The following is a 25,521-nucleotide window of genomic DNA, read 5'->3' as shown; positions in this document are numbered from 1 at the left end:
GCCGGCCATGGATTTCCGCTTCACCGACGACCAGCTGATGATGGCCGAGACGGCCCGCAAGCTTTTCGCCGCTACCGCCTCCTCCGCGCAGCTGCGCGCCATGCTGGCCAAGGAGGAGGCGCGCGACGAGGCACGTTGGTCCACCATCGCGGAAACCGGCCTCACAATGATCCTGTTGCCCGAAATGGCGGGCGGCTTGGGCCTGGGCGAGGTCGATTTCGCGCTGACCGCCGAGGCGGCTGGATATGCCTGGCTGCCAGAACCGCTCGTGGAGAGCGCTGGCATCGCGGCCCCCCTGCTCGCCGCCATTAACCCGTCTCACGAGCTTCTTTCCAACACCGCGCGAAGCCTCGCCATCGGCCCCGCCATCAATCCCTACGTCGCGGATGCCGACACCGCCGCCGCCCTGCTGTTGGAACATCAGGGGGCGACCTATCTGCGTCATCCCGGCGAGGTGAAACTCACAAGGCAGCAAAGCCTCGACCCATTCCGGCGTCTGTTCAAGGTGGAATGGGAACCGAGCGGTACACCGCTCTCGCGCGATGCCGCTCTCTGGCGGGATGCGCTGGACCGCGGCGCCTTGTTCGCGGCGGCGCAATGCACGGGGATTGCCCAGCGCGCCATCGATATCGCGGTGGAATACGCCAAAACCCGCGAACAGTTCGGCAAACCCATCGGCAGCTATCAAGCGGTGAAACACCTTCTCGCCAACGCACAGGTAGCGGTGCAATTCGCCAAGCCGGTAATCCACGCCGCCGCCGCGAGCTGTGCCCAGCGCGATCTTTTCTCCCGCGCACGTATCAGCCACGCGAAAATCATAGCGGCCGAAGCGGCCGATCTCGCCACCCGCGCCTCGCTGCAGGTGCATGGCGCCATGGGTTATTCCTGGGAGGTCGATGTGCATTTCCTGCTCAAGCGCGCCCTGGCGCTGAGCGCAACCTGGGGCGGGCCCGGCTTCCATCGTAACCGTGTCCTGACACGGCTGCGCGAGGCGCCCGCTGGGCCGGAATATGGTTTCGCCAGGGCAGGAGTGTAAGATGCCCTGCTATAGCTTCCAGGGCCTGGTTCCGGTCGTGCACCCCAGTAGTTTCGTGCATCCGCTGGCGGCATTGATCGGCGACGTGATCATCGGCCCCGGCTGCTTCATCGCCCCTGGCGCCTCGCTGCGCGGGGATTTCGGGCGCATCATCGTGGAAGGTGACAGCTCCATCCAGGATAACTGCGCTTTGCATTCCTCGCCGGGGGCTGACTGCATCGTCAAGCGCGGTGCCACCGTGGGGCATTGTGCCGTGCTGCATGGCTGCGTGGTGGAGGAGAATGCGCTCATCGGCATCTCCGCCGTGGTGCTCGACCATGCGGTGATCGGCGCGGAATCGCTGGTGGCGGCGCTGGCGCTGGTGAAGAACGATGTCATCGTGCCGCCGCGCAGCCTCGTCGCCGGAAACCCCGCCCGCATCATCAAACAATTCGAGCCCTGGCAGATCACCTGGCGCAATGACGGCGATGGCGAATATCAACGCTTGGCGCATGAAATGTTGCTGGGTTGCGTGGAAGTGTCTCCCTTGCCGCAGGCCGAACCAGACCGGGCGCGCATGCGCTCCAACGCCATTCCGGTGCGTCTGCACGGCCCTGCCGCGCGTGCGCGCGAGCGCCGCGCCGCGGCCCAGTCCGGGGAGCAGCCGTCATGAACAACGCAGCCATCGCCATCCCGAATTTGCTTTATACCTACGCGGAGTTGTTCGACGCCGGTGACTTCCCCGGCGCCGCGCGGCTGTTCAACCATGGCGCGCTCGTCATCGGCGGGCAGCGCATTGCGGGCGAGGAAGCCATCGCCGAACTCTGGCGCGGCTGGGTGCAACTGTATGCCGGCGGCTCGCCCCGCACCAGGCATCTGACAACCAACCCGATCATCACACTGGCACCAGACGGCAACGCGGCAAGCTGCCGCTCGCAATGGACCGTGCTGCAGGCAACGGAGGCTTACGCGCTGCAGATCGTCGCCACCGGGCGCTATGAAGATAAGTTCCAGCACATGGACGGCGAGTGGCGCTTTACCGAGCGCCTGTATGCGCGTGTCGACTTCACGGGGGATACGAGCGCGCATCTGAAAAAACAACTAATGGACAAGGACGGCTGAGATGGGAATTTGCAAAGGCCGCGTGGTGATTGTGACCGGCGCCGGCAATGGTCTGGGCCGTGTCTATGCGCTGGGCCTGGCGGCGGAAGGTGCGAAGGTTGTGGTGAATGATCTCGGTGTCGGCACCCATGGCGAGACAGACGCCACCAAAGGCGCCGCCGGGAAGGTGGTGGATGAGATCAAGGCGCTGGGCGGCGAGGCCGTGGCCAACAACGACGACGTGGCGGATTGGCAAGCCGGCGGGCGAATCGTGAAAACCGCTCTGGATACCTTTGGCGATCTGCACGCCGTGGTGAATAACGCCGGTTTCGTGCGGGACCGCATGTTCGTCTCCTGCGCGCCGGAGGAATGGGATGCGGTGCTGCGCGTGCATCTACGCGGGCACTTCTGCACCTCCCGCCACGCGGTGGATTACTGGCGCGGCCAGCAGAAGGCGGGCAGACCTGTCGATGCCCGCATCATCAACACCTCCTCGGGCGCCGGGCTGCAAGGCTCCATGGGCCAGAGCGCCTATTCCACCGCCAAGGGCGGCATCGCCAGCCTCACCCTGGTGCAGGCAGCGGAGCTGAAGCGCTACGGCATCACCGCCAACGCCCTGGCTCCCAATGCCCGCACCCGCATGACCGCGACCGGTGGCTTCGAAATGGCCGCCAAAGAGGGCGCGTTCGACGTGTTCGCGCCGGAGAACACAGCACCTCTCGTGGCCTGGCTGTGCAGCGTGCAATCAGCCTTCGTCACCGGCCAGGTGTTTGAGTTGAAGGGTGGAAAAATCTTCCTCTCCCAAGGCTGGACGGACGGCCCAGCCGAGGACAAGGGGACCCGCTGGCAAGCATCCGAGTTGACTCCGGTGGTGGAAAAACTGCTGGCCTCCCGCCATCCGGCCAAGCCGGTTTACGGGACATAGCACCATGGCCATTCCCGCCTATCCTGAACCGCGCGGCCTGCTGAATGGCAAGACCGTCGTGGTCACCGCCGCCGCCGGAACCGGCATCGGCTTTTCCGCCGCGCAACGCGCCGCCGAGGAAGGAGCGAGGGTGCTGCTCAGCGACTTCCATGAACGCCGGTTGAACGAATCCGCTGACCGCATTGGCGAAAAGCTCGGCACCCGTCCGGATGTGTGCGTATGCGACGTGACAAACGAAGCGCAGGTACAAAATCTGCGTGACGTGGCCTTGGAAAAATTCGGGCGCGTGGATGTGCTGATCAACAATGCCGGGCTGGGCGGCGAGGTGCCCATCACCGAGATGACCGACGAGCAATGGAGCAGAGTGCTGGATGTCACCCTCACCTCGCTCTTTCGCATGACCCGCGCCTTTCTGCCCGCCATGTACGCGGCCAAATCCGGCGTCATGGTCAATAACGCCTCGGTGCTGGGCTGGCGCGCGCAAAAGGGCCAGGCCCATTACGCCGCCGCCAAGGCGGGCGTCATGGCCTTCACGCGTTGCGCGGCTGCCGAGGCCGCCGAGCATGGCGTGCGCATCAATGCCGTCAGCCCCAGCCTCGCCATGCACCCGTTCCTTGCCAAGGTCACCACCGGGGAGGTGCTGGCCGAACTCGTGAAGCGTGAAGCCTTCGGCCGCCCGGCGGAAGTGTGGGAGGTGGCGAATGTGATGATGTTCCTCGCCTCCGATCTCTCCAGCTACATGACCGGCGAGGTCGTCTCCTGTTCGAGCCAGAGGGCGTGATGGTGGCCATTTTCGAATCTCCCCGCGTGCTGCTCGGCACCGAGGGTATGAAACTCGGTCCCACGGATTGGCTGACCATCGACCAGAAGCGCATCGACGGGTTCGCCGAAGTCACCGGCGACAAGCAATGGATTCACGTCGATTCCGAACGCGCCAGGACCGGCCCCTTCGGCACCACCATCGCCCATGGCTATCTCACGCTCAGCCTCGTCAATCTCTTCCTGCCCGAGATGGTGGAGGTGCGGAATTTCTCGTCCGGGGTGAATATCGGGCTGGACCGCGTGCGTTTTCTCGCCCCCGTTCCCTGCGGCGCGCGCCTGCGTGGCGTTGGGGAAATTTTGACGGTTGAGGAGATGAAAGGCGCCATTCAATCCATTGTGCGCGTCACCGTCGAAATTGAAGGAGCGCAAAAACCCGCCTGCATCGCCGATACCATCAGCCGCTATTTTTCGGAGCCCTGAGCCATGCGTGAAGCCATCATCGCCGCCGCCGCCCGCACCCCCATCGGCAAAGCCTATCGCGGTGCCTATAACGATACCGAGGCCGCGGCGCTCGCCGGCCACGTCGCCGCCGAGGTGGTACGCCGCGCGGGCATCGACCCGGCTTTGGTGGAAGACATTCTGCTCGGCTGCGCCTCGCAGCAGGGCAATCAGAGCTACAATATCGGACGCCTCACGGTCGCCGCCGCCGGTCTGCCGCAAAGCATCGCCGGCACCACCATCGACCGGCAATGCGGCTCGGGACTGATGGCCATCGCCACCGGCGCCAAGCAGATTGCGGTTGATGGCATGGACGCAATCATCGCCGGCGGCGTGGAAAACATCTCCCTCACCCAGACCAAGCATAAGAACAGCTACCGCGCCCGTTCGCAAAGCGTGCTGGACCATATGCCCCATATGTGGATGCAGATGATCGAAACGGCGGAAATCGTCGCTGATCGCTACAAGATTTCCCGCGACGCGCAGGATGAGTTCAGCTTTCTCTCCCAGCAGCGCGTCGCCGCGGCGCAGGCGGCCGGACGTTTCGACAAGGAGCTCGCGCCGCTGCAAACGCGCATGGCGGTGACCAGCAAGGAGACCGGCGAAGTCACCTACAAAGAGGTTACACTGACCAGCGATGAAGGCCCGCGCGCGAGCACCACGCTGGAAGCGCTAAAGGCCCTGAAGCCGTTATTCCAGGATGGCGAAATCATCAAGGAAGGCTCGAACATCACCGCCGGCAACGCCTCCCAGCTTTCCGACGGCGCCGCCGCATTGCTGCTGATTGACGCCAAACTCGCGGAGCAGCAAGGCCTGACCCCACTGGGCGCCCTGCGCGGCTTCGCCGTGGCGGGTTGCGCGCCGGAGGAAATGGGCATCGGCCCGGTCTTCGCAGTGCCCAGGCTGCTCGCCCGCGCCGGGCTGAAGGTCAGCGACATCGGCATCTGGGAGCTGAATGAGGCCTTCGCCTCCCAGGCGCTCTATTGCCGCGACACGCTGGGCATCGATCCGGAAACATTCAATGTTGATGGCGGCGCGATTGCCGTTGGCCATCCTTTCGGCATGACCGGCGCGCGCCTGGCGATGCATTTGCTTTACGAGGGCAAGCGGCGCGGCGTGAAATACGGCGTCGTTACGATGTGCATCGGTGGCGGCCAAGGCGCCGCCGGTCTGTTCGAGATTTTCTAGGTCTCCTGGCATGAAACTCGCCTTCGCGCCTGAGCAAATCTCGTTCCCGGACCTGGAAGAACGCCTCACCCGGCCGATCACCATTCCCGCCGCCATCGAAGCCGCAGCCATGATTTTCCGTGACGCCCCCGCCGTCATCGAAAATGGCGAGACATGGAGCTTCACCGAACTCTGGGCCCGCGCCCGTGCCGCCGCCGCCGCCTTCCTCGCAGCCGGGCTGAAGGCGGGCGAGACGGTGGGCATCTGGGCGCCCAATTGCCGGGAATGGATACTTGCCACACTGGGCGCGCAGATTTGCGGCGCGCGCATCGTGCCGCTGAACACGCGCTATAAGGGCCGCGAAGCCAGCGATATCCTCCGCCGCGCCCATGCGGTGATGCTGTGCATGACCAGCAAATTCCTCGGCACCGATTATGAGGCGCTGCTGCAGGACGAGGCACTGCCCGGCCTGCGGCGGCGTATCATCTTCGGGGGCGCGCGGCCCGGCGGATGGGATCACTTCATCGCCGGTGGCGCCAATATTCCACCCCAGGCCGTGGATGCCGCGCTGAACGCGGTTTCTCCCGATGGTATCTGCGATATTCTCTTTACCTCAGGTACCACCGGCGCACCGAAGGGCGTGCTCACCACGCATTATCAGGTCATCTCCCTGTTCCATGGCTGGGCAAAACTGATGACTCTGCGCGCGGGCGACCGTTTTCTCATCGTCAATCCGTTCTTCCATACATTCGGCTACAAGGCCGGCTGGGTGTCCGCCTTGCTGCGCGGCGCCACTGTCGTGCCGATGCCGGTTTACGAGCCCGCCCAGGCCGCGCGCCTGATCCTGGAGCAGAAGATCAGCTTCCTGCCCGGGCCGCCGACCATCTATCAGACATTACTTGCCGAAAAAGCCCAGAACGGGCTTGATCTTTCATCGCTGCGCGTCGCTGTCACGGGGGCGGCCGTGGTGCCGCCGGTGCTGATCGAGCGCATGCATGGGGAACTTGGCATCGAGACCATCTTCAGCGGCTATGGCATGACGGAATGCGGCGTCATCGCCATGACCCGCGAGGGCGACCCGGTTGAGACAGTGGCGGGCAGTTGCGGCAGTGCCGTGCCGGGCATCGAGATTAAATGCGTGGATGATAAGGGCAACACGCTCCCCGCCGGTGTAGCGGGCGAGATCTTGGTGCGCGGCTATGGCGTGATGCGCGGTTATCTGGATGACCCCGCAGCCACGGAGGAGGCGATCGACAAGGATGGCTGGCTGCATACCGGCGATATCGGTACACTGGACGAACGCCACTATCTGCGCATCACCGACCGCAAGAAAGACATGTTTATCACTGGCGGCTTCAACTGCTATCCAGCGGAGATCGAGAAAATTCTCTGCGAGCATCCGAAAGTGGAAATGGCCGCGGTCATCAGCATTCCCGATGAACGGCTGGGCGAGGTCGGCAAGGCCTTCCTGGTGCTGCGCCCCGGCCAGCAGGCCGGCGCGGCGGAGATCATCGCCTGGGCGCGGGAAAACATGGCGAATTTCAAGGTGCCCCGCAGCGTGGAATTTCGCACCGAACTACCAAGGAATGCAGCCGGCAAGGTCATGCGCGTGGAGTTGCGCAACCACAAATGATATAATCCGCGAGCCAGCTCAGGCTTCTGTTGCGCCGCTCTCCAGAAAGCCACGCCATTTGATGCTCACGCGCCGGCGTGGGTAATATGATGATAGGCGCGGCCATGATAGACCAAACCCGCATTGATGACGCCAAGCTCAATAGCCTCAACTTCACAGAAAAATACAGTGTGCGTCCCCACATCCACCGCTTGAGCCACCTTGCAATCCAGGCTCGCGGCCGCATGCTCCAAAGCAAGAGCACCGGTGGCCAGCACATACCAAGAAGCGCGGGCAAAGCGCTCCTGCATGGGTAGGTTATCCTTGCCCGCGAAGATGCCCGAAAGCTCTTCCTGCTCCGGCGCCAGAACATTGATGCAAATGATGCCCGCATTCTTGAAAACCACGTGCTGACGGCTGGAACGGTTGATGCACACGATGAGGGTGGCCGGATCATCCGTGACGCTGCATACAGCGGAAACGGTCATACCGGCATCGCCCGCCTGACCACGCGTCGTAATAATATTCACCGCCGCCCCCAGACGGGCCATGGCTTCACGAAAATGCGTATGTCCGAGCATGTTGACCCCCTTGGTTGAATCGGTTGTAATTACGAATATCTTCAAATATCAAGATACATAACTTAATAAATATTTTTATTTTATCGTTTTTACGGCGCAAATTATGTACATCTTGAACGCGAAATCATGATGTACGGTTAACAATCATCCTCATTCATTCATCGAGCATCGGTGCTGAATATCAAAAAGATAAAATACGTGCAGTCATCTCCACAGCCCGGCGGGCGCGCGCCGATTTGGACTCACCGCTCCGCGCCGCCTCATCACGCGGCAATTCCACGCTGGCTTTGGTGCCGCGCGGCAAGGCGTTAGCAAAGCCCGCGAGGTCGAAGCCGCCATCTCCCGGCAGCAGCCGGCCTGTGCCGGCTTCCGCATCCAGACTCAGCCCCGGCGCTGGGCCCGGTAAGAGGCCATCGCAATACTGAGCGTAATGCACAAAGTCAGCAGGGGCGGCGCGCAGCTCAGCCAATGTGGCGCCCGAGCGCATCAGATGCAGCAAATCCACGTTCACCCCCGCCTGCTCCGGCTGATTCAGTCTGCTCACCAGCGCCAAAGCCCCGGCCAACGACTTTACCTGCGAGGGCGGATAAAATTCCAGCACTACCCTCAAACCAAGACTCCCTGCCAACGCGCTGAACGCCGCGAAACTCTCAAAACGGCGCTCCGGCTCACGATCATAATGCAGAACATTCACCGCCTTAACGCCCAGCCAGGCGGCAGCCTCCAGAGATGGGCGAAAGTCATCGGCCTTCGCGCGGGCTGACAAGGTGAAGGGATAGGCGAGATCAAGTTCCACCCCCAGCGCGCTCATCCGCGCCTTAGTCTCACGCGCCTCAGCCGAACGGCCCAGCAATGTGAATGGCGGCATCAGCGGCAGCAGATCCATCTGCTCAAGGAACAGGCAGACCGCCCGGCATCCGGTCTCGGCCGCCAGCTCCACCAGTTGCGATGGTGTGGCATCCGTCGCGGTCAGATGGTCGAGTGCCAGGGCGTTTCCCCCGGAAAACGGCTGCGACAATACTGACAAACCCCAAATTGAATGTCGATGCTGTTTATCTACTTGCCATTTTATACGCAAAATGTCAATATAAAGAACTATAAATCGATTAATACAGATTATTTTGCTAGGTTATGATACGCGTAGCACAATACAACGCTTTACCGAAGTCCGCCAAGGCAGGATAATATGGAATTGAACAGCTTCATCGAACCCAAACAGGTTGAGATTGTCTACGAGACCGGCACGCCTGTCCGCTACGAGACGGATGGGCCGATTGCCTATGTTATCATGGATCGGCCAAAATATAACAACGCCCAGAACAGCCAGATGACCTACGCGCTGGACGCGGCCTTCAAACGCGCGGTGGATGACGACGCGGTTTCGGTGGTCGTGCTGAAGGGGGCGGGCAAGCATTTCTCCGCCGGACATGATATCGGCACGCCGGGGCGCGATCTGCACAAGGAGTTCGACCGTAGGGGGCTATTTCCCGGCCATACCAACAAGCCGGGCGCTGAGTTGCTATATACCCGCGAGCACGAGGTCTATCTCGGTATGTGCCGCCGCTGGCGCGATATTCCCAAACCCACCATCGCCGCAGTGCAGGGGGCATGCATCGCCGGAGGGCTGATGCTGGCCTGGGTGTGCGACTTCATCGTCGCCACGGAGGATGCGTTTTTTCAGGATCCCGTGAACCGAATGGGCATTCCTGGTGTCGAGTATTTTGCGCATGGCTTCGAACTGCCGCCGCGCGTGGCCAAGGAGTTCATCATGCTGGGCGAGCGGATGAGCGCAGGGCGCGCCTATAACTTTGGCATGGTCAACCGGCTCTCCACGCGCGAGAAGCTGGATGGGGATGTAAAAGCCATGGCGCTGGAACTCGCCACAAGGCCGCGCCTGGGCAATTGGTTGACCAAACAGGCGCTCAACCATGTCGAGGATCTGCGCGGCAAGCGCACCGCTGCGGATGCGCATTTTCATATGCATCATTTCGCCCACGCGCAGAGCGACATCGTCTCGTCTAACAGCCTTGGCGGAATGGATGCGAAATCCATGGCCGCCGCCAACAAGCGGCAGGCGAGCGAAAACGATGACTGACCCGCTACGCACGGTGATGGTGGAGCGCTTGGGCTGCCTTTACCCGATCATCCAAACTGCGATGGGCTGGGTGGCGGAGCCTTCCCTGGTCATCGCCTCGTGCGAGGCCGGAGCATTCGGCTTTCTGGGCGCCGCGGTGATGACGCCTGGCGAGGTGGACCGGAAACTCCTTGCCGTGCGGCAAGGAACGGACAGACCATTCGGAGTTAATTTTCATTTTTTTCAGCCCGGTGCTGATGAGATCGTAGAGCTTATTATCTCCAATAAGGAGCAGGTACGCGCCGTAAGCTTCGGACGCGGGCCTGATGCGAAGATGATCTCGCGCTTCAAGGAGGCGGGTATTCTCTGCGTACCGACCGTGGGCGCGGTCAAGCATGCGGTAACGATGCAGAAGCTGGGCGCAGACATGGTGAATGTGCAGGGCGGCGAAGGCGGCGGACATACCGGCTCCGTGCCTACCACTGTGCTTCTGCCGCAGGTGCTGGATGCCGTGAAGATTCCGGTCATCGCCAGTGGCGGTTTTGCCGACGGGCGCGGACTGGCGGCCGCACTCGCATTTGGCGCCGTGGGCATCGCCATGGGCACTCGCTTTTTGCTCACCACGGAAAGCCCCGTGCCGGATAATGTAAAGGCCGCTTATCTAAAGGCCGGGACCGGCGATATCGTGGTGACAACGCGGCTGGACGGTATTCCCCAGCGCATGGTGCGCACGAAATTGCTCGACAAAATCGAACACTCCGGAAAAATCGGCCTGTGGCTGCGCGCCCTGGAAGCGGGTATTGAGCTACGCCGGCAAAATAGCCAGAGCTGGCCACAAATGTTCAAGGCTGCACGGCAAATGGTTAGCCATGGAGAGGCGCCTCTGCGCCAGGCGATGCTGGCCGCGACCATGCCGATGCTGATCCAGAAGGCGATGGTGCATGGCGATCTGGAGCATGGCGTGATGGCGACCGGCGTGGTTGGCGGACGCATCGAGGAGATTCCCACCTGCCAGGAGCTGGTGGAGCGCATTATGGCAGAAGCCCGCAGCCGCTTGGCGGTACTCCGTGGCACCGCCTGAAACAAGGAGAGAACATGCCAATCCATTACAATGTCCACGGCCGCGTTGCGGAGATTTTGCTGGACCATCCGCCAGTCAATGCGTTCAATACCGAAGGCTGGGCGGCGCTACCCGGCCTCGTCAACCGCTCCAGTGCGGATGAGGCCGTGCGTTGCCTGCTGATCCGCGCCGAGGGGCGCGGCTTTTGCGGCGGTGTCGATATCAAGGAGATGCAGGCACATCCTGAACGTATCACTAGGCTGAACAAAGATAATTATCTAACATTCAAGGCAATCCGCGATTGCGCGATTCCAGTGGTGGGGGCGCTGCATGGCTTCGTGATCGGCGGCGGGGTGAATATCGCGGGTGCCTGCGATGCGCTGATCGCCGCAGAAGGGGCTTATTTCTCGTTGCCTGAAATCGACCGGGGCGCCATGGGTGGCGCGGCCTTCATGTCGCGTATGCTGCCTGTGCAGAAGGTGCGCGCGAATTTCTTCACCGGCGGGCGCGTGCCGGTGGAGGAGTTGTGGCGGCATGGCTCAGTCGAAAAGGTCGTGCCTTTGGAAGAGTTGAGAGATGCTGCGTTTGCGTTTTGCGGCAGCATCGCCGCCAAGAGCCGCGCGGCTCTGGTAATCGCCAAGCAGGCGCTGAATCTGATCGAACCCAACAATCCAGCGGAGCTGTACCGGATCGAGCAAGGTTTCACTCTGGAAATGTACATGCACGAGGATAGCCAGAAAGCACGCGACGCCTTTGTTCAAAACAAGGGCCAGGCAGCCAGTTTCTAAGAAGGGAAGAGCGAAAATGCCCGAAGCCTATATTATCGACGCGGTGCGTACGCCTGTCGGCCGTAAGAAAGGCTCGCTTGCCGCGATGCACCCGGCGGATCTGGCCGCCCATCCGATCAAGGCGCTGATCGCACGTACCGGCATCGACCCTGCCGCAGTGGAGGATGTGGTCTGGGGTTGCACGGAAACCATCGGCGCGCAGGCGGGCGATATTGGCCGCACCGCATGGTTGGTGGCAGGGTTGCCCGAGGAGGTGCCCGGCGTGACCGTGGACCGGCAGTGCGGCTCCTCTCAGCAGGCAGTACACTTTGCCGCCCAGGGCGTGATGAGCGGTACACAGGATTTGATCGTGGCGGGCGGCAGCCAGGCCATGAACCGGATTCCCATCATGGCCGCGATGAGCGCAGGCCAGGCCTACGGGTTCGACGATCCGTTCCGCGGCGCCAAGGGCTGGGATGCCCGCTATCGCGATGAGGAAGTGAACCAGATCCGCTCTGCCGAGATGATCGCGGAAAAATGGCGGATCAGCCGTGAGGCGATGGAGGTGTTCGCACTCACCTCTCACCGCCGGGCACAGACCGCGATCGATAATGGCTGGTTCAAGAAGGAGATCGCCCCCATCGGTGATTTCGCGCAGGATGAGACCGTGCGTTACGGCTCCACGCTGGAAGGGCTGGCGGCGCTGAAGCCGGTGCGCGAAGGCGGCATCATTACCGCCGGTATCGCCAGCCAGAATTGTGATGCGGCGGCGTGCCTTCTCATCGCCTCCGCGGGTGCTGTAAAAACGCACAATCTCAAACCCCGGGCGCGTATTCATCATATGTCCGTGCGCGCCGCAAACCCGGTCTGGATGCTCACCGGCCCGATTCCTGCCACACAATACGCACTGAAGAAATCTGGCATGAGACTGGAGGATATTGATCTGTTCGAGTGTAACGAAGCGTTTGCCTCCGTCCCCATGGCCTGGATGCAGGAGCTGGGCATTCCGCTTGAGAAAATGAATGTGCAAGGCGGGGCCATCGCGCTTGGCCACCCGATCGGCGCGACGGGGGCGCGCATCATGACCTCACTGCTCGGCGCGCTGGAGCGCAGAGGGCTGCGCTATGGGTTGCAGACCATGTGCGAAGGCGGCGGCCAGGCGAATGTGACGATAATCGAGAGGCTGTGAACAGCCGAGGCATAATGGAGAAAATTGAACGTCATGTCAGACATTAGAGCGAAGAAATATACCGTCTCGGGCGGCTATGAGATCAATATCACTGAAACTGGCTCCGGCCCGTCCGTCGTTTTCATTCACGGCAGCGGCCCTGGTGCCAGCGGCGTTTCTAATTTCAAGCAAAATTACAAGGTTTTTTCTGAAGCCGGCTTTCATGTTATGCTGCCTGATCTGATCGGGTATGGCCAGTCCTCGATGCCGGAAGGCATCGACTACACTCTGCAGCTTTTCTCCAGCACTCTGTACGAAGCCCTTCAGCAGGCCGGAGTAAAAAAGGCCACGCTTATCGGCAATTCGCTTGGCGGCGGCATCGCCATCCAGATTGCGCTGGACCATCCCTCGTTCGTTGACCGGCTGATCCTGATGTCGCCTGGCTGTATAGAGCCGCTGGATGTTTATTTCGCAATGCCTGGCATCGCCAAAATGAAGAGCGATTTTGGCAGCTTGGATTTCACCATTGCCGATCAACGCCGCCTCATTACGAATCTGATGTATGAATCTGAACGCTTCATCACTGATGAACTTGTCGCCGAACGTTTCGAGGTGGCGCGGCGGCAGCCCAAAGATGTGATTGCACGCATGCGCACTCCCAATTTCCAACCCCGGCTGAATGAATTGAAAATGCCCATCCTCGGCTTCTGGGGATTTCAGGACCAGTTCCTGCCGGAAAGCGGCGCGCGCTATTTCATGGAGCAATGCGAGGATGCGCGTTTCATGACCTTCAACAAGGTTGGGCATTGGGTGCAGGTGGAGCGCGCCAAGGAATTCAACGCATATTCCATTGAATTTTTGCAAGGAACCTGAAAACAGATGACGGACATGACAACGCTGGATAAGCGTCTGACGGTGGAAGAGATCGCTGGCAGGCTAAAAAACGGCATGACGATCGGTATCGGTGGCTGGGCGACGCGGCGCAAGCCGATGGCGCTGGTGCGCGCCATCGCCCGCTCCAATCTCAAGGATCTCACCATCGTCTCCTATGGCGGGCCGGATGTTGGCATCCTGGCGGCTGCGGGTAAGATCAGGAAACTGATCTTCGCCTTCGTTAGCCTCGATCACTATCCGCTGGAGCCACATTTCCGTAATGCCCGCCAGGCCGGCGCATTGCAAATTCTGGAACTGGACGAAGGCATGCTGCATTGGGGCCTGCGCGCCGCGGCGATGCGCATGCCGTTTTTGCCCACGCGCATTGGTATCGGCACAGATTTATTAAAACAGCCAGAACTTTCAAATCGCGTTACCAGCCCGTTCGCCGATGGCGAGGAATTTGTTGCTCTTCCGGCACTGAAGCTGGACGCGGCCTTGCTGCATGTCCATCGCTCGGATGCGCGCGGCAATGTACTCACCCTATCGCCCGATCCGTTTTTTGACGAGCTGTTCGCCCGCGCGGCGGATGCCACGTATGTAACCGCCGAGAAAATCGTGCCGACCGCCGAGCTGAACCTGCCCGCCAATGCGCGTTACAACCTCGTCGAACGCGCGCTCATCACCGGCGTGGCGGAGCAAAAATTCGGCGCGCACCCCACCAGCGCCGCACCGGATTATCAACTCGACCTAAAGCATCTGAAAATCTACACCGAGAGTGCCGCCTCGCCTGAAGCCTGGGCCGCCTACCGCGCCAGTTTCGTCGACGTGCCGAGCGCTGCTTACCTCGCCGCCGCCGGCGGTGAAGAAGCCGTCTCCACCCTGCCAAAACCATTTTATTGAGCGTGACATGAGCAATATTGAATTTTCCCTGGCCGAGCTTCTCATCGTGGCGGGGGCGGAAGCCTGGCGGCATGATGGTGAAGTCATGGGTACCGGTATCGGTCCGTTGCCGCGAATCGCTGTAAGCCTCGCCAAGGCGAGCTTCAACCCAAAGCTCGCCACAACCGACGGCGAATGCTGGTACACGAGCGACCCGCTGCCCCCTGGCATGAAGGTGGCCGATGTGGAGGTTGAGGGCTGGTCGCCTTATGAGCGCGTATTCTCCGGCCTATGGGGCGGCAGGCGCCATGCCATGGGTGCACCGGTGCAGCTTGACCGGTTCGGTCAGTCCAACATCTCCGCCATCGGCGACCATGCCAAACCAAAAGCGGCGATGCTGGGCGCACGCGGCTTTCCTGGCAATTCCATCCATCATCCCAACAGCTTCTTCTTTCCACAGCACACCACCCGTGCCTTCGTGGCTGGTGAAGTCGATTATGTCTGCTCCGCGGGCTACAATCCGGCGCGCTATCCAGGCGGCAAATTCCCCGCCGGGCTGGACCTCCGGTTGATCGTAACCGAACTGGCGGTGCTCGATTTCCGGGGCAAGAACCACGCCATCCGCGTGCGCTCACTTCACCCGGGAGTGAGCCTGGAGCAAGTGTGCGACAATACTGGCTTTCCGCTGGAACGGCCCGAGACAATCCCCACCACACCGGCCCCCACGGCGGAACAGCTCGCGCTCATTGCCAGGCTGGACCCCAGAAGCGTACGCAAGACGGTTCTGAAAAATGACCCGCCGGGCATTCGTCAGGAGAGCGCGGCGTGATCCGCTTCGCTGGTAAGGCCGTGCTGGTCACCGGCGCCGCCTCGGGCATCGGCCGTGCAACGGCGGCGCGCTTGGCGGCCGAGGGGGCCAGCACAGCCTTGGCCGACCTGGACCTTGCCGGGGCCCAGGCCGCCGCCACCGCCCTTGCCGCGGCGCATGGAAGCGTGGCTCTCGCCTTCGGCTATAACGCGGCAGACCCCGCCCAGTGCATGAAGCTGGTGGCGGATGCGGTTGCGGCGTTGGGGCGGCTTGATGTGCTGGTCAACAATGCCGGGATCATGCTCTGGGACCGCACACATGAATGTGACCCGGCCCGCTGGGGCAAGGTGTTGGATGTCAATCTGAATGCGGCCTTCCACGTCACCCGCGCGGCCCTGCCCTTTTTACTCGAGACCAAGGGCAATATCGTTAATATCAGCTCCGCGGCGGGGCTGCAGGGGGTGCCCTACGCGGCGGCCTATTGCGCGAGCAAAGCAGGGCTGCTGGGCTTCACCCGCGCCCTGGCCGTGGAATATGCCGATGCCGGGCTGCGCGTGAACGCCATCTGCCCTGGCGCGGTTGACACGCCGCTCATCCGCGCTAACGCCCCCATACCGGACTGGGCGAATCTACAAAAAATTTCCCGGCTGGCACCAAAAACCGGTAAGCTTTCGGACGCAAAGGAGATCGCCGCCGCGGTTGCTTATCTGGCGTCGGCGGATGCTTGCAACATAACGGGCATCGCCCTGCCGGTGGATGGAGGACAAACAGCGGGTTAAAGGCTAATCGCCTGAAGTTGACGCGCCGCCTCCCCGGGACGCCAACTCTTAACAAGCCCTTCCTTGACGGATCATCCCCGCTCTTCGCTGTCTTCCCCGTTCTTTTCGGCATCTTGTATCTGTCGGCTTGTAATCCGGGCGATGGAGCTATGATATTTGATGTTATGAACCGCAATGGAGCTTTCGACATGCTTCACGCCAGGCAGCAAACGGATACGTTCCAGAATGATTTCGTGGACTTCCTCCAGGCTGGTAAACAACCCCATCGCCAGGATGCTGTAACGCCCGAGCATTTCGATCACGCACCCAATCTCAGGCATCTCAACAAGGGCCTGGGAGATTTTCGGCACCTTCATTTGCTCACAATGAATCCCCAACAACACCAGATTGGGCGAACCCGCGAAACGGTAGCTGCGCACCGCCGTGAAATGAATCAGCCGGCGCGCCTGCAAACGTTTGATCCGGGTACGGATCGTACCTTCCGTTACATCAAGCTCCAAAGCAATTTGCCTGTTGGAAGCCCGGCCGTCGCGGCTAAAACTTTCAATGATCTTGCGGTCCAGATCGTCCAGCATATGGTTAGTCATAATGGTGCAATATTGAATTCATATTTTTTAATCTCCGCCGCCAGCCCTGGACTTAACTCTTCAATGCCCGGCACGAGCCGAATATGCTCATTCAGAAAAACACTCACCTCTTCAAAATCATGCAAAACCACCAAAATCTCAATATCATGATTGCCATGGGTGATATTGACGCTAAGCACTTCCGGCAGCGCCGCCAGGGCCTGCGCAACCTCCATCACGGGCCGGCCAGCAACCCGGACCCCTATCGCCATGATCACGTTGAAGCCATGCGCGGCGAAATCCGTTACCGCCACGACCTTCATGATTTTTTGTTTTTCCATGCGGTTCAGCCGGGAAGAAACCGTCGTAGGCGTCACCGATAGCCGCGCCGCAATTTCCTGATTCGTCGCGCGGCCATTGACCGTGAGGAGATCAATAATCCCCTTATCAACATCATCAATGCCTACGGTGCTAATACGTCTGCCTTTGCGCAATTTCATTGGCACATGACCATGCTATTCCAACTAATTTCTCTACAGTTAACTGAGATTTTCAATTCTGGAAAGACGAAATCCCCATTTTTATCCATAACCGAAGCCAGGCCGCTGGTCCAGCACCATGCGAAACGATGCCCGCAGAAACAGCGCGACAAGAATTCTCGCTTCATCTGCCGGGCTTGTATCAACGGTCCAGCCCCGCGCCTTACACAGGTATATCCTCAGAAATCTCCCACCGCGAACGGTCAGCGCAAGCCCCTGCCGGCGTTTCCCCCTAATCGGCCCGCACTTTCACCTTCGGCGCGCCAGTGCCGCGCCGCATCGCCTTCAGGAATCCTTCCAGAGGCGCTGGATCAGCCACGGGTCCCCCATGATCTCCGCCGCGCGCCCAGAATTCCTGGTAGCTTGGGAAAAGCTTATGGAAATTCCCATCCACCCAATCAGTTCCCGGCCAGCGCATTTTGTGCTCGCCTATGGGCGGCTTGTTGAGATCGGACGCATACCAGTAAAGTGGCAACCGCCGCGCAAAATACCATCTCGGCCCGTCAGGCTCCGCCACCCGAACGTAGTCATCGATATACATCATCTGCATGATAACCCATTCATCACCGGTCTCATGCTCATTTTTGGAATAGACCACGCCGTGGGCGTGGCCGGGATCATCAAACTCGATGACATGCCCCCCAATATGGTGCGAAGTTCCGGTAAAGGGCGCACGCAAGGTTTGGTCCATGAAAACGCGCAGCGCCAAACGGCCTGACGTATTCCGCCCCACACGGACAGTCTCCGGAAACAGCGAAACCATGGCATCCATGTCGCGCATATCCAGCGCCAGGGCGTATTTGGCCGCCAACTGCCGTATCTGGTCAAGCGATTCGAGCCTGTCGATACGCTGCGCGAGGTTAGTGAGTGCCGTATCCTGGTTCATGGCCTGCTCCTTCCGTTTCTGGGCGGATATGTTCCTGCGGATAGCTGCGGCTGATCATGTCGAGAACGCAGGCCGGTTTGTCGCTGCCCTCGATCTCCACCGTCACGCGCACAACCGACTGGATACCGCCTTTGATCTCCTCAACCCGGACCATCTCCCCCACAGCACGGATACGCGACCCGACGAGAACGGGGGAGATGAAACGCAGCCGGTCGGCGCCGACATTGACGCCCATGGAAACATTATTGACCACCACCAACTGGGGCAAAAAACGGCCTACCAGGCTCATGGTCAGGTAACCATGCGCGATCGTCCCGCCGAACGGACCGTTTTTAGCGCGCTCCACGTCAACATGGATCCATTGATGATCGCCGGTAGCGCAGGCGAAGCGATTGATCCGCTCCTGATCGATGGTTAACCACTCTGTCGGGCCAAAACGCGTACCTTCCTTCCCGATCAGATCACGCGGGTGGTTATAGATGGCGGTCACGGCTCACGCATCGCCTCTTGGTTCGCGCGGCATACCAAGGCCACGCTCAGCGATCAGGTTGCGTTGGATCTGGTTGGTGCCGCCATAAATCGTATCCGCTCGGGAAAAAAGAAACAGGTTGGGAAGCGCCGCCCATTCATAGTCATTGGTATCCGTCACCTCCCCCGCCTGGCCGAGCACGTCCATCGCCAGTTCACCGAGGCCGCGCCGCCAGCTTGCCCACTGAATCTTGTAGGTAAGGGCGGCACCGTCGATCTTCGAATGATCCGCGTTCGACAGCATCCGCAGCGCGCCATAACGCATCAGCCGCAGGCCAATTTCCGCCTTGGCGATACGCTGGCGGATCAGCGGAGACCTGGCTGCGCCATTTTCCTTGGCGGCCCTGATGATCTCGTCCAGCTCGTTGCGGAACCCCATCTGCTGCCCCAGGGTGGAGACACCGCGCTCGAACGCCAGCAGCCCCATCGCGATGCGCCAGCCATCGCCCGCCGCGCCGATCAGGCTGTCTGCCGGGCAGCGCGCATCGGTGAAGAAGGTCTCGTTGAATTCGGAATCACCATTAATCTGCTTGATCCCACGGACCTCAATGCCCGGCTGGCGGAGTTCCATCATCAGGAAGGTCAGGCCATTGGGCCCGCTCGATCCCTTCTCGCTGCGCGAAAGCACGAAAATCCAGTCCGCGATGTGAGCAAGGCTAGTCCATATCTTTTGACCGTTGACCACCCATTCGCCACCTTCGAGCCGTGCCGCGGTGCGAACGCCTGCAAGGTCTGAGCCGGCATTGGGTTCAGAAAAGCCTTGGCAGAAAATGGTCATGCCCTTGGCAATGCTGGGCAAGAAGCGTTGCTTCTGTTCGGGCGTACCGAAAGCGAGAATCGTCGGACCCGCGAGTTCAACGCCAATGTGGTTTACGCGCCCCGGCACCCCGGCCCGCGCATATTCCTCGGCAAAGATCACCTGCTGCCCCAGAGTCGCGCCGCGCCCGCCCCATTCAATCGGCCAACCGATGCAGCCCCAACGGGCCTCACCCAGCCGCTGCTCCCATTCCTTGCGGCGTTCAGGGCTCGCGGTAAGCTTGGTGATGCCCTTGATGTCCTTGAACTCGCCGGACATCTGGCCGTTCAGCCAGTCCGCGCATTCCTGCCGGAACAATTCATCTCCGGTTGAAAATCCGAGCTTCATGCCATTTCTCCGAAAATCATGGCCGCGACTTGTTCGCGGTGCCAGTCGCCATTGCCCAACATGCTCTGGAGCGCGCGGGCCCGCTTGAAGAACAGATGAGCATCATGCTCCCAGGTGAAGCCAATGCCGCCATGAAGCTGAATCATGTTGCCCGCGCACATGAAATAGGTATCGGCGGCGAAGCTTTTGGCGGCATGGGCCGCAAGCTCCGCGTCAACCGCGCCCTCATCGGTCGCACAGGCCGCCCAATAAACCGCGGAGCGGGCCTGCTCAATTTCGATCATCATATCCGCCAAACGGTGCTTATAGGCCTGGAATGATCCAATCGAGCGGCCGAATTGGATCCGCTCCCGGGCGTAGGCGACAGTCCGGTCGAGACAGGCCTGGGCGCCGCCCAGCGCCTCGGCCGCAATGGCGACAAAGCCCGCCCGTTGCGCGGCTGCAATGGCCTTGCCCGGTTGCGCCAGAGGCTCACCCACCACACCCGACAGCACAACACGAGCGTAAGGGCGGGTTTGATCCATCGTCGTCAGCTGGGCAATGCTGACCCCTGGGGCATCGGCCTTGACGATCCACGCGCCGTTGTTGCCCGTGACGACGAAAATCCGCGCGCTGGCACCATGCGCGACGAAAGCCGCCTCACCGCTCAATCCATTTCCATCGTCAACGAGAGTCGCGGCATGGCCATAGGCCGCAATCGTTTCACCAGACATCAGGCGGGGGAGCAAATCCTCCCTCTGCCCGGCACCACCGCCCGCGGCGATGGCCTGAGCACAAAGCACCAGCGAGCCAAACATCGGAAAGGCGGCGACTTGCGCGCCCGCGGCCTCCGCGATGATCGCCATCTCCACAAGGCCCAATCCGGCACCTCCCAGATTCTCGGGAATGCCTATGGCTGAGAAACCCAACTCCTGGCAAAAGGAGGCCCATAGCGCGTAATCTACCCCATCGCAGGCCATTGCCTGGCGCGTCCGTTCACGGGTCGCGTTCTCGGTAAAAAAAACCCGCGCCGTCTCGGCGATCATTTTCTGTTCGCTCGTAAATGCGAATTCCATTATGCAGCCCCTCCCGTAGAGTGTTCATCGAGCAGATGAACGCTCTATCCCATGTTTTAGCGAGCAATTTCATGCGATGACATTGAACCGCCGGCTCAACACAATCACATATTGCTCTCATCTTGCGGCAAGCAGCCTGGCTCGGCGAACCGGCTGTTCATCACAACACCGGCCTCGTCAACCCGCAACGGAGCGCCTGAGCAACGAACACCCCGGCACGCCGCGCGATCACGCAAAACCGAACAGAACGAGTATTATCTAAGTATCCATCGGGTTTCAATTCATTATATGCGTATCTTATGATATATTTTTTACGAATTATAAGATTTTAGTCTCAAGCGCGCATCGGCGCCGCATCGCTGCCAACATTTATGGCCGCCACACCCCAATCCGCACAACTCTAACTGGCCACAAAAACACATAATGCGTAAATTTTCTATAAAAAAATGTGCAAATATAGTATAAATACCGATATTTTTTTGGTGAACATAAGAAACACCCAAAAAATTTCAACATTCACACGTTGACGCACGGGTTGGCTTGAGGCAAGCCTGCCATAACCCATTTAGGAGGAAAACGGCTCATGAAGCGCAAACATGCGAATCACCCGCTTCCAGCCGCTGGCTGCAAGGTTATGCCATGAACACCTACAGCAACCTTTTCTCTCCCGGCCGGATCGCGACACTGGAAACGCGCAACCGCATTGTTGTGGCCGCGATGGGTGTGAGCCTCTCCGAGCCCGATGGCACGGTGGGCGAAAGACTGATTGCCTATCACGAGGAACAGGCGCGCGGAGGCGCCGGCCTGATCATTTCTGGCGTCACCGGCGTGGGATGGCCAGTTGGCGCCGTGCAGCCCAACCAGACGGCGATTTCGGACGACTGTTTTCTTCCTGGACTGTCCACGTTGACCGAACGCGTCCATCGCCATGGCGCCAAAATCGCTGCGCAGCTCCATCATGGCGGACTCGTCGCTGGTTACTCGTCAGACGCCTTCGGTGAACCGCTCTGGGCGCCCTGCGCCCCGCCCGCTCTGAAGGGGGATTTCATGGATTATTTTCTTCCTGAGGAAACCTCTGGTTTTTCTGGCAAGGCGCCACAGCTCAAGATTCTTGAGCAAGCGGATATCGATGCGGTGGTGGCCAGCTTCGCTGCCGCCGGGGCAAGGGCTGTGAAGGCCGGTTTCGATGCAATCGAGCTTCATGCCGGCCATGGTTATTTGCTGTCGTCGTTCCTCTCCCCCAAGACCAACACGCGAACCGACCGCTATGGTGGCGCGCTGGAAAATCGCGCGCGGCTTTTGCTAGAAATCATCGCGGCGGTGCGCGCCGCCACCGAGCCTGATTTTCCGCTCTGGTGCAAGCTGGACGCCTGCGAATTCGGCAAGGAAGGGGGAATTACCCTGGAACAAGCCATCGCGACAGCCCGTCTGGCCGAGGCCGCCGGTGCCGATGCGATAACCGTCACCTCCTATCATAATGCCGGTATCGGGAAGCTGCATTCGGCCTCGAACATTCCGCACCAGCCTGAAACCAACATCCCGGCCGCGCAAGCGATCAAGGCAGCCGTCACGATCCCCGTCATCGCGTCGGGCCGGGTTGAACCGGCCGCCGCGGACGCGCATATCGGCGCGGGAAAATACGATTTCATCGCGATGGGCCGCAAATTGCTGGCCGACCCCGCACTGCCGAACAAGCTTGCGGCCGGGCAAGAAGCCGGGATTCGCCCGTGCATTTATTGCTACACCTGCGTCAGCTGCGCCTATGTGCGCGAGCCGGTGCGCTGCGCGGTCAATCCGGAAACAGGTTTCGAGTGGGAGCGCCTCCCGGAGGGCCATAATGGCCGAAAACGCGCCGTTGTTGTAGGCAGCGGCCCCGCTGGCATGGAAGCCGCGTGCCGCCTGGCCGATTCGGGGCATCATGTAACGCTGCTGGAAAAGAGTAACCTCCTGGGCGGAACCTTGCGGTTCGCCGCCTTGGCCTATCCGGCCAATGAACGATTGCTCGAATGGCTGCAGAACCGGATCGCCCGCTCCTCGGTGGACGTGCGGCTGAAGGCGGAGGCATCGCCGGAATTGTTGCGCACGCTCGCCCCTGATGTGGTGATCGTCGCCACCGGAGCACGGCGAGACATGCCCGAGATTCCCGGCAGCCATTTGCCTCATGTCTATAGCGGCGACGATTTGCGCCAATTGCTGCTCGGCCAGAGCTCCGCGGAACTCAAGCGCAAAACCAACCTCCTGACGCGCCTGGCTACCAAGATCGGCGCTGCGATCGGGTCGACCGCAAAGCTGGAGTTTGTCCGCAAGGTCAGCCGCCGATGGATGCCCCTGGGGCGGAATATCGTCATCATCGGCGGCGAACTCGTCGGCATCGAGCTGGCTGAATTTCTCAATGAACGCGGCCGCCAGGTGGCGGTTCTCGAATCCGCGCCCCGCCTGGGCAAGGGGCTGCTGCTCGTACGCCGGCTGCGTCTGCTGCCCGAACTCAAGGAGCATGGGGTGGCACTTTATGGCGGTGTCAGTAACATTGTCATCGCTCGGGCGGCTGTTACGTTCAACGATGCCCGTGGGGAGCCTCGCTCGCTTCCAGCAAACCATGTAATCGTAGCCATGGGGGCAACCGGCGATACCAGTCTGGCCGACCAACTGCGCGAGGACGGGTTCAACGTTCTCACCGCCGGGGACTGCACGGGTGTCAGCTATATCGAAGGCGCGATCCGAGGCGCAGCCAAAGCGGTGGGGCAAATTAGGGCGATGTAACGCGCGCCAGTTTTAGAAGGTCGCTAAACCGTGAGGCGTCATCTATGAAAGTGGTCAGAACATGATCGCCCTTAAAGCGATCATGTTCTAGTGCCGGAGGTGAAAATGCAGGAAATGAACCAGTATGTAGAGGCTTCCAATCGGAAACAACCAACCCAGCCAACCCAGCCTGGCAAGACGGGGATTCTGATGATTCCACAAAGAGAATGCTCCAGCCGCGCCCATCGCACCTGCACCATCAATCCACAATCCGGCAAGCCCGCCGAATCCTAGCAAGCCGAGCAGCCGGATCATTGCGCCGGCCCTTGTCTTGTCGCACGGCCAGCGCATAGCAGCGAGCCCCGCAAGGCCCGCCAACCCCAATAACCCGGCCAAATCAGCTAATACGGCCATCAACGAAGGCTCCTATCCCCTGCCCCTTGCAGCCTTGAATTATGCAGCCGTCAGGTGAGGCGGGCGCCGGTCTTTCCAGGGTGCCGCCTGCTCAAGCTGGCCCGCCAAACGGAACAGCAAGGCTTCCTGCCCATAGCGGCCGATAAATTGTATGCCGATCGGCAACCCTTTGCTTGACATCGAAAGCGGAACGGACATGGCAGGCTGCCCCGTCATGTTGGCAATCTGGGTAAACGGCGTGAATTGAGCGGCACGCTTGCCCCAGGTCTCGAAATTAACACCTGGCGAAAGGCCGATCTGCCCCAGAGGCAGAGGCGGCTCAGCCAGCGTTGGCGTTAAGATCACATCGTAATTCTGCATGAAATTGCTCATCGCAACCGCGGCGGCTTGGAATGCGTTGTTGCCTTTGACGAAATCCGCTCCGGATACGTGCTGGCCGTAAGCCAGGAAGGCAAGCGTGATGGGCTCCAGAACATCCGGCCCCGGCACGATCCCGGTTGCCTTGGCGCGGTTCTCGATTTCCACCGCCAACGATGCACTGATAACAGCGAAAGCTCCCTCACCCAGAGCCGCAACGTCGATAACGGGTGCGGCTTCTTCAACATAATGCCCAAGAGATTCACAAAGATGCGCCGCGGCGCGCGCGGCGGCGGCACATTCCGGGTCTACCGGACAATGGGAAAGCGGCGCGACCATCAAGGCAATGCGAAGGCGGCCCGGAGAACGCCCCACCTGCGAGAGAAACGTGCCATCCGGTGCCGGCGCGCTATAACGCGAACCCGGTTCAAGTCCCCACGTCACGTCCATGACGGCCGCGGAATCTCGAACAGTTCGGCTGATGGCATGCTCCACCGATAGCCCCCCCCATCCCTCCGTATGAGGTGGTCCCATCGGCACCCGTCCACGGCTAGGCTTCATCCCGAAAAGCCCGCAGCACGACGATGGAATGCGGATCGAACCTCCGCCATCGGTCGCATGAGCCGCAGGCAGAACACCGGCCGCAATCGCCGTTGCCGCGCCGCCGGAGGAACCGCCCGAGATATAATGAGGATTCCATGGATTGCGGGTATCGCCGGTCACCTTGTTTTCGGTCGTTCCCGTCAATCCGAATTCGGGGCAGGTTGTCTTTCCGAAAATGACAAAACCGGCCTGCTCATGCCGCTTGACCAGATCCGAGGTGAACGTCGCCACATCACCTTTATAGAAGCGGCTACCATTCTGGGTCACCGTCCCCTCAAGGTAGGTGTGCAAATCCTTCAGCAGCCATGGCACCCCGGTGAAGGCCCCCTGCGGCAGACCCTGCTTGATGGCAGCCCTGGCAAAGTCGTAATTTTTTTGTTCCATGAAATTAAAAAGCGGATTCATCGCCTCGGCGCGCGCGATGGCCTCTTCGAGTAACTCGCCCGGGGTGACCTGCTTATCGCGGACGAGTTTCGCCAGTCCCAGCGCATCATAATCATCGAGAATACCCGCCTGCGGTGATGCGTTCGGCTGCATATCCGCTTTTGCCGTGGTAGCCGTGGCCGCCGCGAGCGCAGCCACGGATGTCCCCAACATATCTCTGCGCGTCATGATAGC

General features: G+C 60.6%; 27 protein-coding genes. 17 read left to right on the top strand and 10 right to left on the bottom strand.

Annotation, left to right across the window (positions count from 1 at the left end; all coding sequences use genetic code 11):
* The first annotated feature begins 7 nt into the window (after positions 1 to 7).
* Genes QQJ84_RS03710 through QQJ84_RS03675 form a run of 8 tightly spaced genes read left to right on the top strand, consistent with a single transcriptional unit; the run spans position 8 to position 7,101 of the window.
* Positions 8 to 1,036 carry an acyl-CoA dehydrogenase family protein gene (locus QQJ84_RS03710; protein ID WP_284256662.1) on the top strand — a complete coding sequence of 343 codons (1,029 nt, stop codon included), beginning with the start codon at positions 8 to 10 and terminating at the stop codon, positions 1,034 to 1,036.
* A 1-nt stretch (position 1,037) separates the two neighbouring features.
* On the top strand, positions 1,038 to 1,688 hold the full coding sequence (locus tag QQJ84_RS03705; RefSeq protein ID WP_284256661.1) for a gamma carbonic anhydrase family protein: 651 nt from the start codon (positions 1,038 to 1,040) through the stop codon (positions 1,686 to 1,688).
* Entirely contained in the window at positions 1,685 to 2,137 is a 453-nt protein-coding gene (locus tag QQJ84_RS03700; RefSeq protein ID WP_284256660.1) for a nuclear transport factor 2 family protein, read from the top strand. Before QQJ84_RS03705 ends, QQJ84_RS03700 begins: the two co-directional genes overlap by 4 nt.
* 1 nt (position 2,138) lies before the next feature.
* Positions 2,139 to 3,041, top strand: coding sequence for an SDR family oxidoreductase (locus QQJ84_RS03695; RefSeq protein WP_284256658.1), 903 nt, complete (start codon positions 2,139 to 2,141; stop codon positions 3,039 to 3,041).
* 4 nt (positions 3,042 to 3,045) lie between these two features.
* Positions 3,046 to 3,822 carry an SDR family oxidoreductase gene (locus tag QQJ84_RS03690; RefSeq protein ID WP_284256657.1) on the top strand — a complete coding sequence of 259 codons (777 nt, stop codon included), beginning with the start codon at positions 3,046 to 3,048 and terminating at the stop codon, positions 3,820 to 3,822.
* The gene (locus tag QQJ84_RS03685; protein ID WP_284256656.1) at positions 3,822 to 4,283 is read left to right on the top strand and encodes a MaoC family dehydratase; all 462 of its coding nucleotides are present in this window, start codon (positions 3,822 to 3,824) and stop codon (positions 4,281 to 4,283) included. The genes QQJ84_RS03690 and QQJ84_RS03685 overlap by 1 nt, the downstream gene beginning before the upstream one ends.
* 3 nt (positions 4,284 to 4,286) lie before the next feature.
* A complete protein-coding gene (locus tag QQJ84_RS03680) occupies positions 4,287 to 5,489 on the top strand; it encodes an acetyl-CoA C-acyltransferase (RefSeq protein WP_284256654.1) in 1,203 nt (400 codons plus the stop codon).
* A gap of 10 nt (positions 5,490 to 5,499) precedes the next feature.
* Positions 5,500 to 7,101, top strand: coding sequence for a FadD3 family acyl-CoA ligase (locus QQJ84_RS03675; RefSeq protein WP_284256653.1), 1,602 nt, complete (start codon positions 5,500 to 5,502; stop codon positions 7,099 to 7,101).
* Positions 7,102 to 7,166: 65 nt separating this feature from the next.
* Here QQJ84_RS03675 and QQJ84_RS03670 read toward each other — a convergent pair whose 3' ends face one another.
* Positions 7,167 to 7,706 carry a flavin reductase gene (locus QQJ84_RS03670; protein ID WP_348522661.1) on the bottom strand — a complete coding sequence of 180 codons (540 nt, stop codon included), beginning with the start codon at positions 7,704 to 7,706 and terminating at the stop codon, positions 7,167 to 7,169.
* Positions 7,707 to 7,842: 136 nt separating this feature from the next.
* On the bottom strand, positions 7,843 to 8,679 hold the full coding sequence (locus QQJ84_RS03665; protein WP_284256652.1) for a sugar phosphate isomerase/epimerase family protein: 837 nt from the start codon (positions 8,677 to 8,679) through the stop codon (positions 7,843 to 7,845).
* A gap of 168 nt (positions 8,680 to 8,847) precedes the next feature.
* Here QQJ84_RS03665 and QQJ84_RS03660 point away from each other — a divergent pair, with 168 nt between their 5' ends.
* Genes QQJ84_RS03660 through QQJ84_RS03625 form a run of 8 tightly spaced genes read left to right on the top strand, consistent with a single transcriptional unit; the run spans position 8,848 to position 16,072 of the window.
* Positions 8,848 to 9,756 (top strand): enoyl-CoA hydratase, encoded by a 909-nt coding sequence (locus QQJ84_RS03660; RefSeq protein WP_284256651.1) that lies wholly within the window; start codon positions 8,848 to 8,850, stop codon positions 9,754 to 9,756.
* On the top strand, positions 9,749 to 10,816 hold the full coding sequence (locus QQJ84_RS03655) for an NAD(P)H-dependent flavin oxidoreductase (protein ID WP_284256649.1): 1,068 nt from the start codon (positions 9,749 to 9,751) through the stop codon (positions 10,814 to 10,816). The genes QQJ84_RS03660 and QQJ84_RS03655 overlap by 8 nt, the downstream gene beginning before the upstream one ends.
* Before the next feature lie 14 nt (positions 10,817 to 10,830).
* Positions 10,831 to 11,583, top strand: coding sequence for an enoyl-CoA hydratase family protein (locus tag QQJ84_RS03650; RefSeq protein ID WP_284256647.1), 753 nt, complete (start codon positions 10,831 to 10,833; stop codon positions 11,581 to 11,583).
* Positions 11,584 to 11,599: 16 nt separating this feature from the next.
* Entirely contained in the window at positions 11,600 to 12,751 is a 1,152-nt protein-coding gene (locus QQJ84_RS03645) for an acetyl-CoA C-acetyltransferase (protein WP_284256646.1), read from the top strand.
* Positions 12,752 to 12,784: 33 nt separating this feature from the next.
* Positions 12,785 to 13,603 carry an alpha/beta fold hydrolase gene (locus QQJ84_RS03640; RefSeq protein ID WP_284256645.1) on the top strand — a complete coding sequence of 273 codons (819 nt, stop codon included), beginning with the start codon at positions 12,785 to 12,787 and terminating at the stop codon, positions 13,601 to 13,603.
* A gap of 6 nt (positions 13,604 to 13,609) precedes the next feature.
* Positions 13,610 to 14,506, top strand: coding sequence for a CoA transferase subunit A (locus QQJ84_RS03635; protein WP_284256644.1), 897 nt, complete (start codon positions 13,610 to 13,612; stop codon positions 14,504 to 14,506).
* 7 nt (positions 14,507 to 14,513) lie between these two features.
* The gene (locus QQJ84_RS03630) at positions 14,514 to 15,314 is read left to right on the top strand and encodes a CoA-transferase subunit beta (protein WP_284256643.1); all 801 of its coding nucleotides are present in this window, start codon (positions 14,514 to 14,516) and stop codon (positions 15,312 to 15,314) included.
* A complete protein-coding gene (locus QQJ84_RS03625; RefSeq protein ID WP_284256642.1) occupies positions 15,311 to 16,072 on the top strand; it encodes an SDR family NAD(P)-dependent oxidoreductase in 762 nt (253 codons plus the stop codon). The genes QQJ84_RS03630 and QQJ84_RS03625 overlap by 4 nt, the downstream gene beginning before the upstream one ends.
* A gap of 71 nt (positions 16,073 to 16,143) precedes the next feature.
* Here QQJ84_RS03625 and QQJ84_RS03620 read toward each other — a convergent pair whose 3' ends face one another.
* From QQJ84_RS03620 to QQJ84_RS03595, 6 genes are all read right to left on the bottom strand, one after another.
* The gene (locus tag QQJ84_RS03620; RefSeq protein WP_284256641.1) at positions 16,144 to 16,647 is read right to left on the bottom strand and encodes an Lrp/AsnC family transcriptional regulator; all 504 of its coding nucleotides are present in this window, start codon (positions 16,645 to 16,647) and stop codon (positions 16,144 to 16,146) included.
* Between the two features lie 8 nt (positions 16,648 to 16,655).
* Positions 16,656 to 17,138, bottom strand: coding sequence for an Lrp/AsnC family transcriptional regulator (locus tag QQJ84_RS03615; RefSeq protein ID WP_284256639.1), 483 nt, complete (start codon positions 17,136 to 17,138; stop codon positions 16,656 to 16,658).
* A 271-nt stretch (positions 17,139 to 17,409) separates the two neighbouring features.
* Entirely contained in the window at positions 17,410 to 18,063 is a 654-nt protein-coding gene (locus QQJ84_RS03610; RefSeq protein ID WP_284256638.1) for a nuclear transport factor 2 family protein, read from the bottom strand.
* Positions 18,038 to 18,553, bottom strand: a complete 516-nt coding sequence (locus QQJ84_RS03605; protein ID WP_284256636.1) for a MaoC family dehydratase — start codon at positions 18,551 to 18,553, stop codon at positions 18,038 to 18,040. Before QQJ84_RS03605 ends, QQJ84_RS03610 begins: the two co-directional genes overlap by 26 nt.
* Positions 18,554 to 18,556: 3 nt before the next feature.
* Positions 18,557 to 19,735: an acyl-CoA dehydrogenase family protein gene (locus tag QQJ84_RS03600; protein WP_284256635.1), complete on the bottom strand. Its 1,179-nt coding sequence runs from the start codon at positions 19,733 to 19,735 to the stop codon at positions 18,557 to 18,559.
* Positions 19,732 to 20,790 (bottom strand): acyl-CoA dehydrogenase family protein, encoded by a 1,059-nt coding sequence (locus tag QQJ84_RS03595; RefSeq protein WP_284256634.1) that lies wholly within the window; start codon positions 20,788 to 20,790, stop codon positions 19,732 to 19,734. Before QQJ84_RS03595 ends, QQJ84_RS03600 begins: the two co-directional genes overlap by 4 nt.
* Positions 20,791 to 21,429: 639 nt before the next feature.
* On the opposite strand from QQJ84_RS03595, the gene QQJ84_RS03590 reads away from it, so the two are divergent.
* Positions 21,430 to 23,550: an oxidoreductase gene (locus QQJ84_RS03590; protein WP_284256633.1), complete on the top strand. Its 2,121-nt coding sequence runs from the start codon at positions 21,430 to 21,432 to the stop codon at positions 23,548 to 23,550.
* A gap of 87 nt (positions 23,551 to 23,637) precedes the next feature.
* Here the strand turns inward: QQJ84_RS03590 and QQJ84_RS03585 are convergent, their stop codons facing one another.
* Positions 23,638 to 23,943 carry a hypothetical protein gene (locus tag QQJ84_RS03585; protein ID WP_284256632.1) on the bottom strand — a complete coding sequence of 102 codons (306 nt, stop codon included), beginning with the start codon at positions 23,941 to 23,943 and terminating at the stop codon, positions 23,638 to 23,640.
* 39 nt (positions 23,944 to 23,982) lie between these two features.
* Entirely contained in the window at positions 23,983 to 25,515 is a 1,533-nt protein-coding gene (locus QQJ84_RS03580) for an amidase (RefSeq protein ID WP_284256631.1), read from the bottom strand.
* Positions 25,516 to 25,521 lie beyond the last annotated feature (6 nt).

This window comes from Acidocella aquatica, assembly GCF_030160635.1.
GTDB lineage: Bacteria > Pseudomonadota > Alphaproteobacteria > Acetobacterales > Acetobacteraceae > Acidocella > Acidocella aquatica.
Note: the sequence above shows the minus strand (reverse complement) of the source record. Positions and strands in the feature narration are given on the sequence as shown.

Coding starts and splice junctions, on each gene's coding strand:
- QQJ84_RS03710 (WP_284256662.1), top strand. CDS start 8: ATGGATTTCCGCTTCACCGACGACCAGCTGATGATGGCCGAGACGGCC.
- QQJ84_RS03705 (WP_284256661.1), top strand. CDS start 1,038: ATGCCCTGCTATAGCTTCCAGGGCCTGGTTCCGGTCGTGCACCCCAGT.
- QQJ84_RS03700 (WP_284256660.1), top strand. CDS start 1,685: ATGAACAACGCAGCCATCGCCATCCCGAATTTGCTTTATACCTACGCG.
- QQJ84_RS03695 (WP_284256658.1), top strand. CDS start 2,139: ATGGGAATTTGCAAAGGCCGCGTGGTGATTGTGACCGGCGCCGGCAAT.
- QQJ84_RS03690 (WP_284256657.1), top strand. CDS start 3,046: ATGGCCATTCCCGCCTATCCTGAACCGCGCGGCCTGCTGAATGGCAAG.
- QQJ84_RS03685 (WP_284256656.1), top strand. CDS start 3,822: ATGGTGGCCATTTTCGAATCTCCCCGCGTGCTGCTCGGCACCGAGGGT.
- QQJ84_RS03680 (WP_284256654.1), top strand. CDS start 4,287: ATGCGTGAAGCCATCATCGCCGCCGCCGCCCGCACCCCCATCGGCAAA.
- QQJ84_RS03675 (WP_284256653.1), top strand. CDS start 5,500: ATGAAACTCGCCTTCGCGCCTGAGCAAATCTCGTTCCCGGACCTGGAA.
- QQJ84_RS03660 (WP_284256651.1), top strand. CDS start 8,848: ATGGAATTGAACAGCTTCATCGAACCCAAACAGGTTGAGATTGTCTAC.
- QQJ84_RS03655 (WP_284256649.1), top strand. CDS start 9,749: ATGACTGACCCGCTACGCACGGTGATGGTGGAGCGCTTGGGCTGCCTT.
- QQJ84_RS03650 (WP_284256647.1), top strand. CDS start 10,831: ATGCCAATCCATTACAATGTCCACGGCCGCGTTGCGGAGATTTTGCTG.
- QQJ84_RS03645 (WP_284256646.1), top strand. CDS start 11,600: ATGCCCGAAGCCTATATTATCGACGCGGTGCGTACGCCTGTCGGCCGT.
- QQJ84_RS03640 (WP_284256645.1), top strand. CDS start 12,785: ATGTCAGACATTAGAGCGAAGAAATATACCGTCTCGGGCGGCTATGAG.
- QQJ84_RS03635 (WP_284256644.1), top strand. CDS start 13,610: ATGACGGACATGACAACGCTGGATAAGCGTCTGACGGTGGAAGAGATC.
- QQJ84_RS03630 (WP_284256643.1), top strand. CDS start 14,514: ATGAGCAATATTGAATTTTCCCTGGCCGAGCTTCTCATCGTGGCGGGG.
- QQJ84_RS03620 (WP_284256641.1), bottom strand. CDS start 16,647: ATGCTGGACGATCTGGACCGCAAGATCATTGAAAGTTTTAGCCGCGAC.
- QQJ84_RS03615 (WP_284256639.1), bottom strand. CDS start 17,138: ATGAAATTGCGCAAAGGCAGACGTATTAGCACCGTAGGCATTGATGAT.
- QQJ84_RS03610 (WP_284256638.1), bottom strand. CDS start 18,063: ATGAACCAGGATACGGCACTCACTAACCTCGCGCAGCGTATCGACAGG.
- QQJ84_RS03600 (WP_284256635.1), bottom strand. CDS start 19,735: ATGAAGCTCGGATTTTCAACCGGAGATGAATTGTTCCGGCAGGAATGC.
- QQJ84_RS03595 (WP_284256634.1), bottom strand. CDS start 20,790: ATGGAATTCGCATTTACGAGCGAACAGAAAATGATCGCCGAGACGGCG.
- QQJ84_RS03590 (WP_284256633.1), top strand. CDS start 21,430: ATGAACACCTACAGCAACCTTTTCTCTCCCGGCCGGATCGCGACACTG.
- QQJ84_RS03585 (WP_284256632.1), bottom strand. CDS start 23,943: ATGGCCGTATTAGCTGATTTGGCCGGGTTATTGGGGTTGGCGGGCCTT.
- QQJ84_RS03580 (WP_284256631.1), bottom strand. CDS start 25,515: ATGACGCGCAGAGATATGTTGGGGACATCCGTGGCTGCGCTCGCGGCG.